We start from the raw sequence: 15,276 nt of genomic DNA on the forward strand, positions 1-15,276 counted from the left end.
GGGAGGAAGAGATGTCGGGGATGCTGGTCGGTGAATTGATCCTCTGGCTCATCGTCGCAATCGTCGCGATCGTCATCATCGTCTATGTCGTGAACTGGCTGTATCACCGCTCGTCGAAGGAGGTCTCCTTCGTCCGCACCGGCTTCCTCGGCGAGCGCGTGGTGATCAATGGCGGCGCCTTCGTGCTGCCCTTCATCCACGACTACACGCCGGTCAACATGAACGTGCTGCCGATGGGGATCGTGCGCTCCAGGCAGGACGCGGTGATCACCCGCGACCGCATGCGCGTCGACATCGAGGCCGATTTCTACGTCCGGGTTCAGCCGACCCGCGAAGCGGTCTCGATCGCTGCCGCCACGCTCGGCCGCCGCACCATGGAGCCCGAACAGCTCCACACCCTGCTCTCCGGCAAGTTCATCTCCGCGATCCGCTCAGTCGCCTCCGAGATGACGATGGAGCAGATGCACGAGCAGCGCGGCGACTATGTGGCGCGCGTCAAGGCCAATGCCGCCGAAGCACTGGCGCAGAATGGCCTCGAACTGGAGTCGGTCGCGATCACCGATCTCGATCAGACCGACCTCGAATATTTCAATCCCTCGAACCGCTTCGACGCCGAAGGCTTGACCCGCCTGATGGAGGACATCGAGGCCAAGCGCAAGCTGCGCAACGACATCGAGCAGGACTCGATGATCAAGATCCGCTCCCGCAATCTCGAGGCCGAGCGGCAGGCGCTGGAGATCGAGCGCGAAAGCGAGACCGCCCGCCTCGAGCAGGAACGCGACATCGAGATGCGCCGCGCCTTGCAGCGCACCGAAGTCGCCCGCGAGCGCGCGCTGCGCGAGACCGAGTCGGAGCAGGCCCAGATTGCGGCGCGCGAAGCCATCGAGAAAGCGCGCATCGCCAACGAGCAGGCAATCACCGAAGCACGCATCGCCTCGGAGCGCGAGACCCGGCACAAGGAGATCGAGCGGACGCGGGCGGTCGAAGAGAAGGAGCTGCTGGCGCGCGAGGAGATCGAGAAGGTCCGGATCGCCAACCAGCGCTCGGTCGACACCACCCGCATCGCCTCCGAGCGCGAGGTGCGCCAGCGCGAGATCGAGCGGATGCGCACGGTCGAGGAAGCCGAGATCGCCGCTCGCGAGGCGATCGAGAAGGCCCGGATCCAGCAGGACCGCGTCGTCACCGATGCCCGCATCGCCAATGAGGAGGAGACCCGGCGCCGCGAGATCGAGCGCACCCGCGCGGTCGACGAGGCCGAGATCGCCGCGCGCGAGGCCACCGAGAAGGCGCGCATCGCCCAGACCATGACGGTCAATGTCGAGCGCATCTCCTCGGACGAGCGCACCCGCGCGCTGGAAATCCAGCAGGTCCGCACCATCCAGGAAGCCGAGATCGAGGCGCAGAAGGCGGTCGAGGCCGCCCGCATCGCGCGCGAGAAGATGCTGGCCGCCGAGCGCATCGCCGCCGACCACACCACACGCAAGCTCGAGATCGAGCGCAACCAGGCGGTCGAGATCGCCGGGATCAGTGCCCGCGAAGCCACCGAAGCGTCGCGGATCGCCCAGGAAGAGCACGTCCGGGCGCTTGAGATCGCCCGCACCCGCGCGATCGAGGAAGCCGATATCGCCTCCCGCGAGGCGATCGAGGCGGCGCGGATCTCGCAGGAGAAGTCGGTCGCCGCGCAGCGCATCCGCGCCGAGCGCGAAACCCGCGGGCTCGAGATCGCGCGCACCGAGGCGATCGAGGCCGCCGAGCTGAAGCGCCGCGACGCCATCGAGCGGCAGCGCATCGATGTCGAGCTGACGTTGGAGAGTGAGCGGATCGCCTCCTCCAGGACCCGCGAAGTGCTCAACATCGACCAGAAGAAGGCGATCGAGCTCGCCGACGAGGAGCGCGTGATCGCGCTCGCCGCCAAGCGCTCCGAGCGGATCGATGCCGACCGGCAGGTCCGGCAGGCCGAAATTGTGGCGCGCAAGGACATCGACACCACCGACGTCTCCCGCGAGCAGGCGCTGGAGGCGGCCCGGATCGAGCGGCGCCGTGCGATCGAACAGCTCGAGGTCGCTCGCAACCAGTCGCTGCAGGAGGCCGAGATCGTCGCCCGCGAGGAGGTCGAACGCGCCCGCATCGCCTCCGACCGTGGCCTCGACGAGGCCCGCATCGGCCGCGAGCGCGAGCTACGCAAGCTCGAGGTCAACCGCGAGAAGGATGTCGAGACCGCGCTGATGGAAAAGGCCATCGCGCTGCATCAGAAATCACTGGAAGAATCCGCGGCACGAGCCGCGGCCGAGGACGCCCGGATCCACGCCACCGAAGCGGCCGAACGCGTCGTCACCGCGCGCGAAAGCGAGATCGCAAAGCGGCGCAAGACCGTCGAGGTGCTGCTCGCCGAAAAGCAGGCCGAGGAAACCAGGATCGCAGCCGGGGCCGAACGGGTCCGTGCCACGGTCGAGGCCGAGGCGCAGCGTCTGCTTAACGAGGCCGAGAACGTGCTGACCGATCAGGCGCGCTACTCGCTGTTCCGCCGCAAGCTGCTCGACCGCATCGAGGGCATCGTCCGCGAGAGCGTCAAGCCGATGGAGAAGATCGAGGGCATCCGCATCCTCCAGGTCGACGGCCTCAACGGCAATGGCCATGGCAACGGCACCGGCCGCAGCGCCACCGACGAGGTGATCGACTCGGCGCTGCGCTACCGCGTGCAGGCGCCGCTGATCGACTCGATCCTCTCGGATATCGGCGTCGAGGGCGGCAGCCTCGCCAAGATGCCCGGCCTGATCCGCGAAGCCCGCGACATGCAAGGCATCAAGGACTCCGCGCGCAAGAGCGGCGGCGAGGCCAAGCCGGCGGCGCCCGAGGGCGGCGGCGAGCCGGCGCGACCTGAGCGCACGCCGCGCAAGAAGGACTGAGCTCACGCCATGGCACGGGTTTACGTTTCCACCGTCGTCAACGCCCGCAACGACCGGGTCTGGGCCCGCGTCCGCGATTTCAACGGGCTGCCGAACTGGCATCCCGCGATCGCCGAAAGCCGGATCGAGGGCGGCGAGCCCTCCGACAAGATCGGCTGCGTCAGGGATTTCCGGCTGCGCAACGGCGATCGCATCCGCGAGAAGCTGCTCGGGCTGTCCGACTACGACATGTTCTGCACCTATTCGATCCTGGAATCGCCGATGGGCGTCGAGAACTACGTCGCGACGCTGCGGCTCACGCCAGTCACCGACGGCGACCAGACCTTCCTGGAATGGACCGCCGAATTCGACTGCGCGCCGGAGCGCGAGACGGAGCTCGTCAACAATATCGCCGGCGGCGTGTTCCAGGGCGGCTTCGACGCGTTGAAGCGGGCGTTCGGAGGATAGACCGTGCCGCATATCGTCAAAAGCACGATCCTGGATGCGCCGACCGATGCGGTGTGGGCCGTGCTGCGCGATTTCAACGGTCATGACCGCTGGCATCCGGCGGTCGCGAGCAGCGGCATCGAGCGCGCCCAGCCGTCCGACAAGATCGGCTGCGTCAGGCGCTTCAAGCTGAAGGACGGCGCCGAGCTGCGCGAGCAACTGCTGGCGCTGTCCGATCTTGAGCAATCGTTCAGCTACTGCCTGCTCGATACGCCGATCCCGATGTTCAACTACGTGGCGCATGTCCGTCTGCTGCCGGTCACCGATGGTGACCGCACCTTCTGGCACTGGGAGTCGCGCTTCACGACGCGAACCGAGGACAGCGAGCGCATCACGCGGATGGTTTCGGAAGACATCTACCAGGCCGGCTTCGACGCCATCCGCCGGCATCTGAAGGAGGCCGCGTAAGCGGAGAGCACCATCATGCCAGTCACGGTGAAGACCTTCACCAGCACCCATGACGCCGCGGCGGCGCTGTCCTCGGATGGCAGCGCCCGCTATCTCGGCGGCGGCACGCTGGTGATGCGGGCGCTAAACGAGGGCGACATCTCGATCTCGACCATCGTGCGCGCCAGCGACTATGCTATGACACGGATCGATGCCACCGGCTCGCGCATCGCGCTCGGCGCCGGCGTCACCTTCGCGCGCATCCTGGCCGAACGCGACCTCACCTTCCTGCACGCCCCGGCGCGCTCGATCGGCGGGCCGGCGGTGCGCAACATGGGTACCGTCGGGGGCAATCTGTTCGCGCCAGTGCCGTATGGCGACTTCACGGTCGCGATGCTCGCGCTTGATGCCACCGTGTCCGTCCAGGGCGGCCTCGGAGGGCGCGAGATCCCGATCGAGGAGTTCCTGCAATCGCGCGACCGGCAGGCCGGATCGCTGGTGCTGGCGATCTCCTTTGCCAGGCCCAGCAGCGTCGACGCCTTCCGCTACCGCAAGATCGCGCGGATCAAGCCCAAGGGCGGCGCGGTGATCACGCTCGCGGCGCACCTGCCGGTCAACGGCAGCCGCATCGTCGGCGCCCGCGTCGCGCTCGGCTCGATGGCGCCGACGCCGATCCGCGCCCGCTCCGCCGAGCGCGCGCTGGAAGGCCGCGCGCTCGACGCCTCCACCATCAGCGCGGCTGCTGCGGCAGCTGTTGAGGGAACGTCACCCGGCGACAATGCGCTCGCCAGCGCCTGGTATCGCCGCGAGATCGTCGGCGTGCATCTACGTCGTCTGTTGTCCGGTCAGGAATAAATCGTGATGGCCAAGACTGCCCTTCAATTCCAGCATAACGGCCGTGACGTCGCGATCTTCGTCGACGGCGGCACCAACCTTCTGGTCGCGCTCCGCGAACTGATCGGCGACATGACGCCGAAGTTCGGCTGCGGCCAGGGCGGCTGCGGCACCTGCAGCGTGCTGATCGACGGCGAGCTGCATCTCTCCTGCCTGACGCTCGCCGAAACGGTCGCCGGCCGCTCGGTCGAGACGCTCGACGGCATCAAGGACGGCCCCAATCTGCACCCGCTGCAGCGCGCCTTCGCCGACAATTTCGCCGCGCAGTGCGGCTACTGCACGCCGGGCATGCTGATGGCCGCGAAGGCGCTGCTCGACCGCAATCCGCAGCCGAGCCGCGCCGAGGTGGTCGAGGCGATCTCCGGCAATATCTGCCGCTGCACCGGCTACGAGCCGATCATTAACGCCGTGCTATCAGCCGCGTCCGGCGGCCGGGCGCGTGCGTAAGGGAACAGTGCCATGCTGGAACTGCGCAAGGATATCTTCGCCGACGAGCGCGACGAAAATCTGAAGGAGATCGGCAAAGGCACGCAGCGCCAGGACATGCTCGGCCATGTCACCGGCACCTCGCCCTATTTCGATGACCACAAGCTGCAGGGCATGCTGCATCTGAAGGTGGTGCGCAGCGCGCATCCCCACGCAAGACTCCGCCGCATCGACACCTCGGAGGCCGAGCGGTCGCAGGGGGTCCGGCGCGTGATCCGCGCCTCCGACGTGCCGCGGAACCTGAACACGCTGCTCAGCCTGATCAATTTCGGCAAGGACGACGAGCCCTCGCTCGCGGTCGACAAGGTGCGCTACAAGGGCGAACCCATCGTCGCGATCGTCGCCGACAGCCCGCGCGAGGCCTATGAGGCCATCGCAAAGGTCAAGATCGACTATGAGCCGCTGCCGGCGGTGTTCGATGTCGAGGAGGCGCTGAAGCCGGGTGCGCCCGTGGTCAACGAGGTCTATCCGAAGAACACCTTCACCTATCACGAGACCTACGACCGCCAGCAGCTGCGCTTCGGCGATGCCGACCGCGCACTCGCGACGGCCGACCATGTGCTGGAACAGCGCTACCAGATGTCGCCGATCGAGCACGCGCCGACCGAAACCAACGGCTCGATCGCAGCTCCCGACACCAACGGCCGCTACATCGTCTACACCTCGACGCAGGCGCTGTTCTTCTCGGTGGACACCTGCGCGAAGATCCTCGACGTGCCTTCCAACACCTTCCACTTCATCGGCGGCACCGTGGGCGGCGGGTTCGGCGGCAAGGTCGATACGCTGACCGAGCCGCTCTGCATCCTCGGCGCGATGCTGACCGGTCGCCCGGTGCGCTATGTGTTCGGGCGCGAGGAGGAGATGCAGTACGGGCCGCCGCGCGGCGCCGAGCGCATCTACATCAAGGACGGCGTGATGCGCGACGGCCGCATCGTCGCCCGCAAGGTGCGCGCCTACTTCGACAGCGGCGCCTATACGCGGCTGTCGAGCTATGCAGCGGTGAAATGCGCCGCCCATCTGCCCGGCCCCTACACGATCCCGAACGTTCATGGCGACGTCTACTGCGTCTTCACCAATCGCACGCCGGCGACCGCGATGCGCGGCTTCGGCGTCACCGCGATGGATTTCGCCATCGAATGCCAGATGGACAAGCTCGCCCATCTCGTCGGCATGGACCCGATGGAGTTCCGGATCCTCAATGCATATCGCGACGGCGACATGAAGGCGCACCGCCGCGAGGCCAAGAACACCGCGCTGATCGAATGCGTGCAGGTCGCAGCGGAGAAGGCCAAGTGGCCGCTCCGCGAAGACTTCAAGCGGATGTCGTCGCGCAAGGATGGTGGCGGCGCGCGAGCCGCCGTGACGCCGACCCCGCGCGAGCCGCATGCACCGCCGGCCTCACCATCCCAGCAGCGCACGACGTATGACCGCGCGCAGGCCGCGACCCGCGAGCCGCCGCCACCGCCGCCCTCTTCGCCGCCACCGTCGTCTCCGCCGCCGCGGCCGGGCGCGCCGTCGCACGGCGCCACCCGCTTCTCTTCCGTCTTCGGCACCAGGAGGCGCTGACCATGACCCGGCATCGCGGACGCGGCATCGCGTCGGTCAACTATCCCATCGGCATGAACCTCGGCGGCGATCCCAGCCAGGCGCTGGTGCATTCCAACCCGAGCGGCAAGTTCACCGTGGCGCTGTCCTCGATCGACCTCGGCCAGGGCATGAAGTCGGTGACGCGGCAGATCTGCGCCGAGACGCTCGGCGTGCCGGTCGAGGACGTCTATGTCGACACCGCGGATTCCGACACCGGCCCGCACTGCATGGGCTCGTTCGCCTCGCGCGGCACGCATCGCGTCGGCAACGCCGTAATGGCGGCTGCGCGCGAGGCACGCGGTGTGATGATGGAGGCCGCCGCCGAGGAACTGGAGGTGAATGCCGCCGACCTCGAGACCGACGGCCGCGGCAATATCCACGTCAAGGGCGCGCCGCATCGCTCGATCTCCACCAAGGACGTCGCCATCGCCGCGCAGTTCAAGCAGGGCAAGACGATCTCCGGCCGCGGTATCTTCCTGGTGCCGCTGTCCGACGTCGACCCCGAGACCGGCGAGATGTCGCCGGCGACATGCTACGCGCATGCCTGCCTGGTCGCCGAGGTCGAGGTCGACGACGAGACCGGCGAGGTCGACATGGTCCGGATGGACTCCGCCTATGAACTCGGCCGCGCGCTCAATCCACGGCTGGTCGAGCAGCAGCTGGTCGGCGGCGCCTGGATGGGCGTCAGCCACGCGCTCTACGAGACGCCGGAGCCTTATTATCCGGAGCCGGTGCACGGTCCGCGCGACTTCGTCGAATATCTGATGCCGGGTCCGGGCGACATCTGCCCGCACAACATCGCGGTGCTGGAACGCCCGGCGCCCGACGGTCCGTTCGGCGCCAAGGGACCGGGCGAGATGTGCGCCAATCCCGTGCTGCCTGCGATCGCCAACGCGATCTTCAACGCAGTCGGGGTGCGGATCGACGATCTCCCGATCACGCCGGAAAAGGTGTTGCGCGCCATCAGGGCGCAAGGCGGCGCGCGCCCGCAGCCACGGCGCTGAGGTTTCTCCATGCCGGTCCGCAGCAACATCGTCGGCATCGACAGCCCAGAGGCGCTGGAGAAGGCGCTGCGCGCGGCCTATTATCTCGCCGACGACGGCATCGCGACCGCCTCCTATCTCTCGCTTGCGCTGGGCAAGCCGCTGTTACTCGAGGGCGCGCCGGGTGTCGGCAAGACCGAAGCTGCAAAAGCGATCGCCGCCGTGCTCGGCCGCAGGCTGATCCGCCTGCAATGCTACGAAGGCATCGACGCCGCCGCTGCCCTCTACGAGTGGAACTATCCGCGCCAGATGCTGGCGATCCGGCAGGCCGGCGAGGAGAGCATCGATATCTATGGCGACGCCTTCCTGATCGAGCGCCCGATGCTGGCCGCGCTGCGCGCGCCCGACGCGACGGTGCTTCTGATCGACGAAATCGACCGCGCCGATCAGGAGTTCGAGGCCTTCCTGCTCGAATTCCTCTCCGACTTCCAGATCTCGATCCCCGAGCGCGGCACGGTGCGCGCTGCAGAGCATCCGGTCGTGGTGCTGACGTCGAACCGGACGCGCGATCTGCACGAGGCGCTGCGGCGGCGCTGCGTCTATCACTGGATCGATTATCCGAATGCCGAGCGCGAGGCGCGCATCGTGATGATGCGGGCGTCCAGCGTCGCCGAGGCCACCGCCCGCGCGGTGGTCGCCGCCGTCGGCCGGCTGCGCCGCGAGCCGCTGAGCAAGGCGCCCGGGATCGCCGAGGCGGTCGACTGGGCCGAGGCCGCGACCCTGCTCAACAAGGGCGGCGCGCGCTGGCCGGACGCGTTCAAACGCTCGATCGGCGTCGCGCTGAAGGACGAGGAGGATCTGCATTTCATTTCGCCCCGGCTCGATGCGATCATCGCGGAGGCGGCCGCGTGAACGACGACCTGCAGCTGCCGCGCGCCGCGCGGATATTTGTCTCGTTCGTCGCGCTGCTGCGCGCCAACGGCTTTTCGGTTGCGCCGGAGCAGACGACGAGCTTCCTCGCCGCGATCGAGCTGCTCGGTCCGCGCAGCCTGGAGCACATCCGCCTGGCCGGGCTCGCGACATTGGCGCCGCCGCCCCAGCGCCGGGCGACGTATGACCGGCTGTTCGACATCCACTTCCGCGGCGCCGAGGCGATCGAGCAGGCCGAGGGTGAGGACGAAGAGACCGTTCGCCTGCAGGAGGAAGGCCGCGGCGAGGACGAGCCGCCGCTTGCCGACGAGGCCAATGAGTCCGGCCTCGCCGCGGCGCGCGCCGAGGCATTGGTCGAGCGCCGCTTTGCCCAGACCGCGACCAGCGATCCGCTGCGAAAGCTGTCGCGCGAGGCGGCAAGGCGCCTGCCGCGACGGCGCGGCCACCGGCGCCGCCGTGCACGCAGTGGTCCGTTCGCCGATCTGCGCCGCACGCTGCGCGACAGCGTCCGCAATGACGGCGAGGTGCTGCGGCTCGGGCGGATGCGACGCCGCCAGCGCCCGCGCAAGATCCTGTTCCTGATCGACGTCTCCGGCTCGATGAAGGCACGCACCGAGGAGAACATGAAGCTCGCGCATGTGCTGGTGCAGGCGGCCGGCAATGTCGAGGTCTTCACCTTCGGCACAAGACTGACCCGAGTCACGCCGGCGCTGCGGCTGAAGCGGCGCGAGCAGGCGCTGAACGCGGTCTCCTTCCTGGTCAGCGACTGGGACGGCGGCACAAGGATCGGCGATGCGCTGCAGGCGTTCCTCGCCGTGCCGCGGTTCGGCGGATATGCCCGCGGCGCCGCGGTCGTGATCGTCTCCGACGGCCTGGAACGCGGCGATCCGGCTGCGCTGCGCGATGCCGTGGCAAAACTGTCGCGGCGGGCCTGGCGCGTCAGCTGGCTGACGCCGCTCGCAACCTCGCCCGGCTTCACGCCGCAAACCGAGGCGCTGATCGCGATCCAGCGCTTTGTCGACGATCTCGTGGACGGCGGATCCAGCGCGGCTGTTGTCGCGCATCTGCTGTCGCTTGGAACAAGGAGAGCCGCGTGACTGGCATTGTCGACGGACATCATCACATCTGGCGGCAGGCCGATCTCGCCTGGCTGTCCGGCCCGATGCAGCCGCGCATCTTCGGCCCCTATGAGCCGATCCGCCGCGACTATCCGATCGAGGAGTATCTCGGCGACCTCAAGGGCACCGGCGTCACCCGCTCGGTCTATGTCCAGACCAACTGGCCGAACGGCCAATTCGAGGACGAAGCCGCCTGGGTGCAGCAGACCGCGGACCAGCACGGCTGGCCGCACGCCCTCGTCGCCTATGCCGATTTCTCCGTCGCCGACGTCCGCCCGCAACTCGATCGATTGAAGCGCTATCCGCTGGTGCACGGCGTGCGCATGCAGCTGCACTGGCACGAGAACCCGCTGTACCGCTTCGCCGCGCGTGCCGATCTCTGCAATGATCCCGTGATCCGGCGCAATGTCGGCCACCTCGCCGACTACGGCTGGAGTTTTGACCTGCAGGTGTTCGCGCCGCAGATGGCCGATGCGGCCGGCCTCGCGGAGGCTTGCCCTGACGTGACCTTCATCCTGCAGCATGCCGGCATGCTGGAGGACCTGTCGCCGCAGGGCCGCGCCACCTGGCGCAGCGGGATGACGCGGCTCGCGCGATGTCCGAATGTAGTGTCGAAGCTGTCCGGGCTCGGCACCTTCATCCATCGCAACGATGCCGCGCATATCGCCGGCGTGGTGACCGATACCGTCGCGATCTTCGGCGCCGACCGCTGCCTGTTCGGCTCGAACTTTCCGATCGAGAAGCTGTGGACCAGCTATCGCGATCTCGTCGCCGCTTTCAAGGCGGCAGCCGAACGGCTGAGCCCCGAACAGCGCGATGCGATCTTCAGCACGACGGCGGCGCGGGTCTATCGGCTACAGCCATAGCCGCACCGCGGGGTCGAACATAACAACGAACACGAATTGGGAGGGAGACAGATGCCGCTAGAGATCAAGATTCTGGACTATGGCGATATCGAGCTGGAATCGAGCTTCCTCGTGCTCGGGCACAATTGCGGCCGCACCCGCCGCGTGCTGACGCTCGGCTTCCTGATCCTCGGCGGCCCCTATCCCGTGCTGGTCGACACCGGCTATCGCTCCAACCAGATCATGGAGACGCTCGGCATGCGCGGGCTCCAGTTCCACGAAAACATGATCGAGAACCAGCTCGCCCGCCACGGCGTGCGGATGGGCGACGTCCGCTTCGTCTGTCACACCCACCTGCACATCGACCATGCCGGCAAGGACGACCTGTTCCCGATGAACACGACCGTCGTGCTGAACCGCAAGGAGCTGGAATACTCCGTCTCGGGCCTGATGCACCCGCAGTATCCGGCGCCGGACATCAAGCACCTGATCGACCGCCTGCACACCAAGAGCGCGCTGCGCTTTCTCGACCTCGAAATCACCGGCCCGGTCGAGCTGATGCCGGGCGTCTATTGCGACGCTGCCAACGCCCATACCGAAGGCTCGATGAACATCCATGTCCACACCGCCGACGGGATTGCGACGATCTGCGGCGACGTGATCTATGATTTCAACGACCAGATCGTGAATCCCTTTAACGAGATCCACGACGCCGAGCCGCGCACCACGGGCAACCACGGCACCAGCAAGCGCGCCGAGAAGGCAGCGATCAAGAAGCTGCTCTCGAGCTCCCGCTATCTGCTTCCTGTGCACGATCGCCCGGCCAAGGTCGAGGGCGGCATGGTGGTCGGCCGCCTGCATGACCAGGTACCCGGGCCTGTCGTGCAGAGCCTGCCGCAGCGCAACTGGTTCCCGGCGTAGAGGATCGAGGCGATGACGCATGTCACGCTGCGCAGCGAGTTCGAAGACCTGATCGATCCCTACGCGCCGGTCGGCCAGGTCGGGACCGGCTTCGATTTCACGGAGGGACCGATCTGGCATCCGGCCGATCATTTCCTGCTGTTCTCCGACATGCCGGGCGATGTGCGCCGGCGCTGGGATGCGCGGCGCGGCGTCGTCGAGGTCAGGCGGCCATCGAACAGATGCAACGGCATGACCTATGACGCGGACCTCAATCTGATCGTCTGCGAGCACGCGACGTCTTCGCTGATCCGCGAGCGGCCCGACGGGCGGCGCGAGGTGCTGGCTTCGCATTACGAGAACCAGGAGCTCAACAGTCCGAACGATGTCTGTGTGCATTCCTCCGGCGCGATCTATTTCTCCGATCCTTGGTACGGCCGCATGCCGGTCTATGGCGTCGAACGGCCGCGCCAGCTCGGCTTCCAGGGCGTCTACCGCGTGCCGCCCGGCGGCGGCGCGCCGAAACTGCTGGTCGACCGCTACCTGTTCGAGCAGCCGAACGGGCTGTGCTTCTCGCCCGACGAGCGCATCCTCTATGTCAACGACACCGTGCAGGCGCTGATCCGCGCCTTCGACGTCAATGCCGACGGCTCGCTTACCAATCCGCGCGTGTTCGCCTCCGGCATCCGCTCCGAGCTCGAGCCCGGCCTGCCCGACGGCATGAAATGCGACCAGCGCGGCAATGTCTGGGTCACCGCGCCCGGCGGCGTCTGGGTCTATTCGCCCGCCGCCGACCTGCTCGGCAAGGTCCGCCTGCCCGAGCTCGTCGCCAACCTCGCTTGGGGCGGCGCCGACTTCCGCACGCTCTATCTGACCGCGACCCATTCGGTCTATGCGATCCCGACCAAGGTCGGCCCGCGCCACGAGCCCTATATGAGCGGCAAGCGCGGCGGCGCCGGCGCCGCCTCGTCGACGCCTGCGCCGAATCTCGCCGCCGGCGAGATGCAGCTCGATCCGCAACGCTGCGCGATGATCATCCAGGACATGCAGAATGACGTCATCATGGACGGCGGCGCGTTCGCCGAGTCCGGTGCGCCCGCACACGCCCGCCAGCAGCATGTCGTCGAGAATGTGCGCCGCGTGGCCGAGGCTGCGCGAGCGCGCGGCGTCTCCATCATCCATGTCTGGTTCGTCGTCGAGCCGGGCGCGCCCGGCGTCACGCTCAATGCGCCGCTGTTCGAGGGGTTGGTCGACAGCAAGGCGATGGTGCGCGGCAGCTGGGGCGCGGCACCGGTCTCGGGGCTCGAACCGCGCCCGGGCGACTTCGTGGTCGAGAAGATGCGGATGAGCGCCTGGGAGGGCACCCGGCTCGAGACCATCCTGAAGGCGACCGGCCGCGACATGATCATCAATACCGGAGCCTGGACCAACATGTCGGTCGAGCACACCGCGCGCACCGGCGCCGACAAAGGCTATTTCATGATCGTGCCGGAGGATTGCTGTTCGACCATGAATGCCGACTGGCACAACGCCGCGATCAATTTCGCGCTCCAGAACGTCTCCGTCGTGACCAACGCCGACACCGTGATCAAGGCACTTGGCTAGGGAGGCGCGGTGCCGAAGCTGCTGCACCTTAACTGCTCACCGCGCCCCGACTCGGAATCGGCGGCCGGCGCACGTGCCTTTCTCGATCGCTTCCGTCGGGCGCGACCGGACTGGGAGATAGACGCGATGAACCTCTGGCGCGAGCCGCTGCCGGAATTCGATGGGTATCTGCTCGAGGCCAAATACGCCCGGATCGGCGGCAAGAGCTTCACCAATTCGCAGCACGACGCCTTCGCAATCGCCGAGCGCCTCGCGCTGCGGCTGTCGCTGGCCGATCGCGTGCTGATCTCGACGCCGATGTGGAATTTCGGCATTCCCTACAAGCTCAAGCAATGGCTCGACGTCATCATCCAGCCCGGGCTGGCCTTCCGCTTCGATCCGGCGCAGGGCTACCTGCCGCTGCTCAAGGACCGCCCGACGATCGTGATCCTCGCAAGCGGCAGCGACTTCGTCACCGGCATGAACCGCGGCCGCATCGACATGGCAACGCCCTATCTGCGCGAGGCGCTGCGCTTCATCGGCATCAGCGACGTGCGCTTCGTACCGATCGGCCCTACCACCGGGCCCACCGAGCCGATCCGCGCCGCCCGCGAGGCGGCGCACCGGCGGCTGGTGGAGATGGCAGGGAGGTTTTGAAAGAGACTCCACTCCGTCGTGGTCCCTGCGAAAGCACTAGCGTGTCTACACGGTTTTGGGGCGCGACAGATTGACTCGGCGCAGCAAGAAGTGGCGTCTCTGCAGCATGTTGTATGATTCTCTCACTGGCGCTTTGATTCGAAGGAGCGCCAGCGATGCAGCCGGATTTGTCTTTGGGTGAGTTCGGGGACGTTCGTCTCGACAAAAGGGGGCGACGCTTCTCCGGGCTATGCTTTGCACGCGCAGCGTCTGCTTGCGCCAGATGGCCCGGGGCGATTGGGCTGCCAATATGGCGTTCTGGCGGTTTGTGAACAACCCCCAAGTCACGATCGATAAATTGATTGAGGGCTGGAGCACGCAGACGCGGACTGCGGTCAGCGGGCGTCATGTGCTGGCGATCCAGGATACGAGCGAGGTCAAGTTCCAGACCCAGGCGGGACGGCGGCGCGGGCTGGGCAAAGTCGGCAAGGGCAATGCTCGCGGCGTGCTGTTGCATGCGATGATGGCGGTGGATGCCGACAGCGGGGTCTGTCTTGGCCTTACTGGCGGCAACGTTTGGACGCGCAAAGGCAAGGTAAAAATCCCGCATGAGCGGCGCGCCTTGGCCGACAAGGAGTCGGCGCGCTGGGTGACGGCCGCCGAGCAAGGCCGCGACGTCCTGGCAGATGCCCGCATGATCACCGTCGTCAACGACCGCGAGGGGGATTTCTTTGCTCACTGGGCGCTGACGCCAGCTGAGAATGTCCATCTTCTGTCGCGTGCCATGCACGACCATGCGCTGGTCGATGGCGACACACTTTATCAGGCGGTCGAGCGGAGCCGCTTCTGCGACAACGCGGTGATCGATCTGCCGCAGCGAATGGATCGGCGCGGCCGGCAGGCCCATCTCTCGATGCGCTTCGGAACCGTCGTGCTCAAGCGGCCGCAGAGGCCCGGCGTCACCGACTTGGCGGAGGGCATCAAACTCAGCTTCGTAGAAGTGGTCGAGTTGCATCCGCCGAGAGGTGCGGAGCCCATTCGCTGGCTGCTCCTGACCACTCATCCGGTCGCCACCGTTAAAGACGCCTGGCAGATCGTCTCCTGGTACCGCCAGCGCTGGATCATTGAGCAACTCTTTCGCTCGCTGAAGAGCCAGGGTTTGCGCATCGAGGATAGTCAGATCGAGAGCGCCGAAGGCCTGATCAAGCTCGTGGCGGTCGCCACCAGAGCGGCATGTATCGTCATTCAACTCGTTCAGGCCCGCAACAGTGGCGAAGAATTGCCGGCTGAATTTGTCTTCACCGCAGAAGAGATCGAGACGCTCAGGGCCATCAACAAAACCATGAAAGGTCGCACCGAGCTTCAGAAAAACCACCATCGCCCCAACACCCTTGCTCGGGCGGCATGGATCATCGCAAAACTCGGCGGATGGACCGGCTACGCCTCCCACCGTCCACCTGGACCAATCACCTTCCACACCGGAATGGCCCGCTTCCAAATCCTCGCAAATGGCCCGACAAACGTGTAGATGCAC

Annotated in this window: 14 protein-coding genes; all 14 read left to right on the forward strand. The window is 66.9% G+C overall.

Going from position 1 to position 15,276, the window contains the following annotated elements:
- Window positions 1-11 precede the first annotated feature (11 nt).
- The 14 genes from ACVMIH_RS20670 to ACVMIH_RS20735 all read left to right on the forward strand — a co-directional run bounded on the left by ACVMIH_RS20670 (window position 12) and on the right by ACVMIH_RS20735 (window position 15,270).
- The gene (locus tag ACVMIH_RS20670) at window positions 12-2,906 is read left to right on the forward strand and encodes a flotillin family protein (protein ID WP_225158678.1); all 2,895 of its coding nucleotides are present in this window, start codon (window positions 12-14) and stop codon (window positions 2,904-2,906) included.
- Between the two features lie 9 nt (window positions 2,907-2,915).
- Window positions 2,916-3,353 (forward strand): SRPBCC family protein, encoded by a 438-nt coding sequence (locus ACVMIH_RS20675; protein WP_168855380.1) that lies wholly within the window; start codon window positions 2,916-2,918, stop codon window positions 3,351-3,353.
- A 3-nt stretch (window positions 3,354-3,356) separates the two neighbouring features.
- Window positions 3,357-3,800, forward strand: coding sequence for an SRPBCC family protein (locus tag ACVMIH_RS20680; protein ID WP_057016876.1), 444 nt, complete (start codon window positions 3,357-3,359; stop codon window positions 3,798-3,800).
- 15 nt (window positions 3,801-3,815) lie between these two features.
- Window positions 3,816-4,634 (forward strand): FAD binding domain-containing protein, encoded by an 819-nt coding sequence (locus ACVMIH_RS20685; RefSeq protein WP_456863165.1) that lies wholly within the window; start codon window positions 3,816-3,818, stop codon window positions 4,632-4,634.
- Window positions 4,635-4,640: 6 nt separating this feature from the next.
- The gene (locus tag ACVMIH_RS20690) at window positions 4,641-5,120 is read left to right on the forward strand and encodes a (2Fe-2S)-binding protein (protein ID WP_028333320.1); all 480 of its coding nucleotides are present in this window, start codon (window positions 4,641-4,643) and stop codon (window positions 5,118-5,120) included.
- A gap of 12 nt (window positions 5,121-5,132) precedes the next feature.
- The gene (locus ACVMIH_RS20695) at window positions 5,133-6,725 is read left to right on the forward strand and encodes a xanthine dehydrogenase family protein molybdopterin-binding subunit (RefSeq protein WP_456863168.1); all 1,593 of its coding nucleotides are present in this window, start codon (window positions 5,133-5,135) and stop codon (window positions 6,723-6,725) included.
- Window positions 6,726-6,727: 2 nt separating this feature from the next.
- Complete coding sequence (locus ACVMIH_RS20700) at window positions 6,728-7,750, forward strand: xanthine dehydrogenase family protein molybdopterin-binding subunit (protein ID WP_456863171.1); 1,023 nt, start codon at window positions 6,728-6,730, stop codon at window positions 7,748-7,750.
- A gap of 9 nt (window positions 7,751-7,759) precedes the next feature.
- Window positions 7,760-8,641: an AAA family ATPase gene (locus tag ACVMIH_RS20705; RefSeq protein ID WP_028338483.1), complete on the forward strand. Its 882-nt coding sequence runs from the start codon at window positions 7,760-7,762 to the stop codon at window positions 8,639-8,641.
- Complete coding sequence (locus ACVMIH_RS20710) at window positions 8,638-9,756, forward strand: vWA domain-containing protein (RefSeq protein WP_456782493.1); 1,119 nt, start codon at window positions 8,638-8,640, stop codon at window positions 9,754-9,756. Before ACVMIH_RS20705 ends, ACVMIH_RS20710 begins: the two co-directional genes overlap by 4 nt.
- Window positions 9,753-10,643: an amidohydrolase family protein gene (locus tag ACVMIH_RS20715; RefSeq protein ID WP_057016867.1), complete on the forward strand. Its 891-nt coding sequence runs from the start codon at window positions 9,753-9,755 to the stop codon at window positions 10,641-10,643. The genes ACVMIH_RS20710 and ACVMIH_RS20715 overlap by 4 nt, the downstream gene beginning before the upstream one ends.
- 51 nt (window positions 10,644-10,694) lie before the next feature.
- Complete coding sequence (locus ACVMIH_RS20720; protein WP_057016866.1) at window positions 10,695-11,543, forward strand: MBL fold metallo-hydrolase; 849 nt, start codon at window positions 10,695-10,697, stop codon at window positions 11,541-11,543.
- Window positions 11,544-11,555: 12 nt separating this feature from the next.
- Window positions 11,556-13,127 carry an isochorismatase family protein gene (locus tag ACVMIH_RS20725; protein WP_057016865.1) on the forward strand — a complete coding sequence of 524 codons (1,572 nt, stop codon included), beginning with the start codon at window positions 11,556-11,558 and terminating at the stop codon, window positions 13,125-13,127.
- 9 nt (window positions 13,128-13,136) lie between these two features.
- On the forward strand, window positions 13,137-13,763 hold the full coding sequence (locus ACVMIH_RS20730) for an FMN-dependent NADH-azoreductase (protein WP_057016864.1): 627 nt from the start codon (window positions 13,137-13,139) through the stop codon (window positions 13,761-13,763).
- Between the two features lie 262 nt (window positions 13,764-14,025).
- Entirely contained in the window at window positions 14,026-15,270 is a 1,245-nt protein-coding gene (locus ACVMIH_RS20735) for an IS4 family transposase (RefSeq protein WP_456866532.1), read from the forward strand.
- Window positions 15,271-15,276 lie beyond the last annotated feature (6 nt).

It is taken from the genome of Bradyrhizobium sp. USDA 4503, assembly GCF_054055815.1.

What these genes read in the sequence shown, in the direction of transcription:
- ACVMIH_RS20695 (WP_456863168.1), top strand. Translation starts at nt 5,133, where the DNA reads ATGCTGGAACTGCGCAAGGATATCTTCGCCGACGAGCGCGACGAAAAT.
- ACVMIH_RS20670 (WP_225158678.1), top strand. Translation starts at nt 12, where the DNA reads ATGTCGGGGATGCTGGTCGGTGAATTGATCCTCTGGCTCATCGTCGCA.
- ACVMIH_RS20685 (WP_456863165.1), top strand. Translation starts at nt 3,816, where the DNA reads ATGCCAGTCACGGTGAAGACCTTCACCAGCACCCATGACGCCGCGGCG.
- ACVMIH_RS20720 (WP_057016866.1), top strand. Translation starts at nt 10,695, where the DNA reads ATGCCGCTAGAGATCAAGATTCTGGACTATGGCGATATCGAGCTGGAA.
- ACVMIH_RS20690 (WP_028333320.1), top strand. Translation starts at nt 4,641, where the DNA reads ATGGCCAAGACTGCCCTTCAATTCCAGCATAACGGCCGTGACGTCGCG.
- ACVMIH_RS20705 (WP_028338483.1), top strand. Translation starts at nt 7,760, where the DNA reads ATGCCGGTCCGCAGCAACATCGTCGGCATCGACAGCCCAGAGGCGCTG.
- ACVMIH_RS20700 (WP_456863171.1), top strand. Translation starts at nt 6,728, where the DNA reads ATGACCCGGCATCGCGGACGCGGCATCGCGTCGGTCAACTATCCCATC.
- ACVMIH_RS20725 (WP_057016865.1), top strand. Translation starts at nt 11,556, where the DNA reads ATGACGCATGTCACGCTGCGCAGCGAGTTCGAAGACCTGATCGATCCC.
- ACVMIH_RS20735 (WP_456866532.1), top strand. Translation starts at nt 14,026, where the DNA reads ATGGCCCGGGGCGATTGGGCTGCCAATATGGCGTTCTGGCGGTTTGTG.
- ACVMIH_RS20675 (WP_168855380.1), top strand. Translation starts at nt 2,916, where the DNA reads ATGGCACGGGTTTACGTTTCCACCGTCGTCAACGCCCGCAACGACCGG.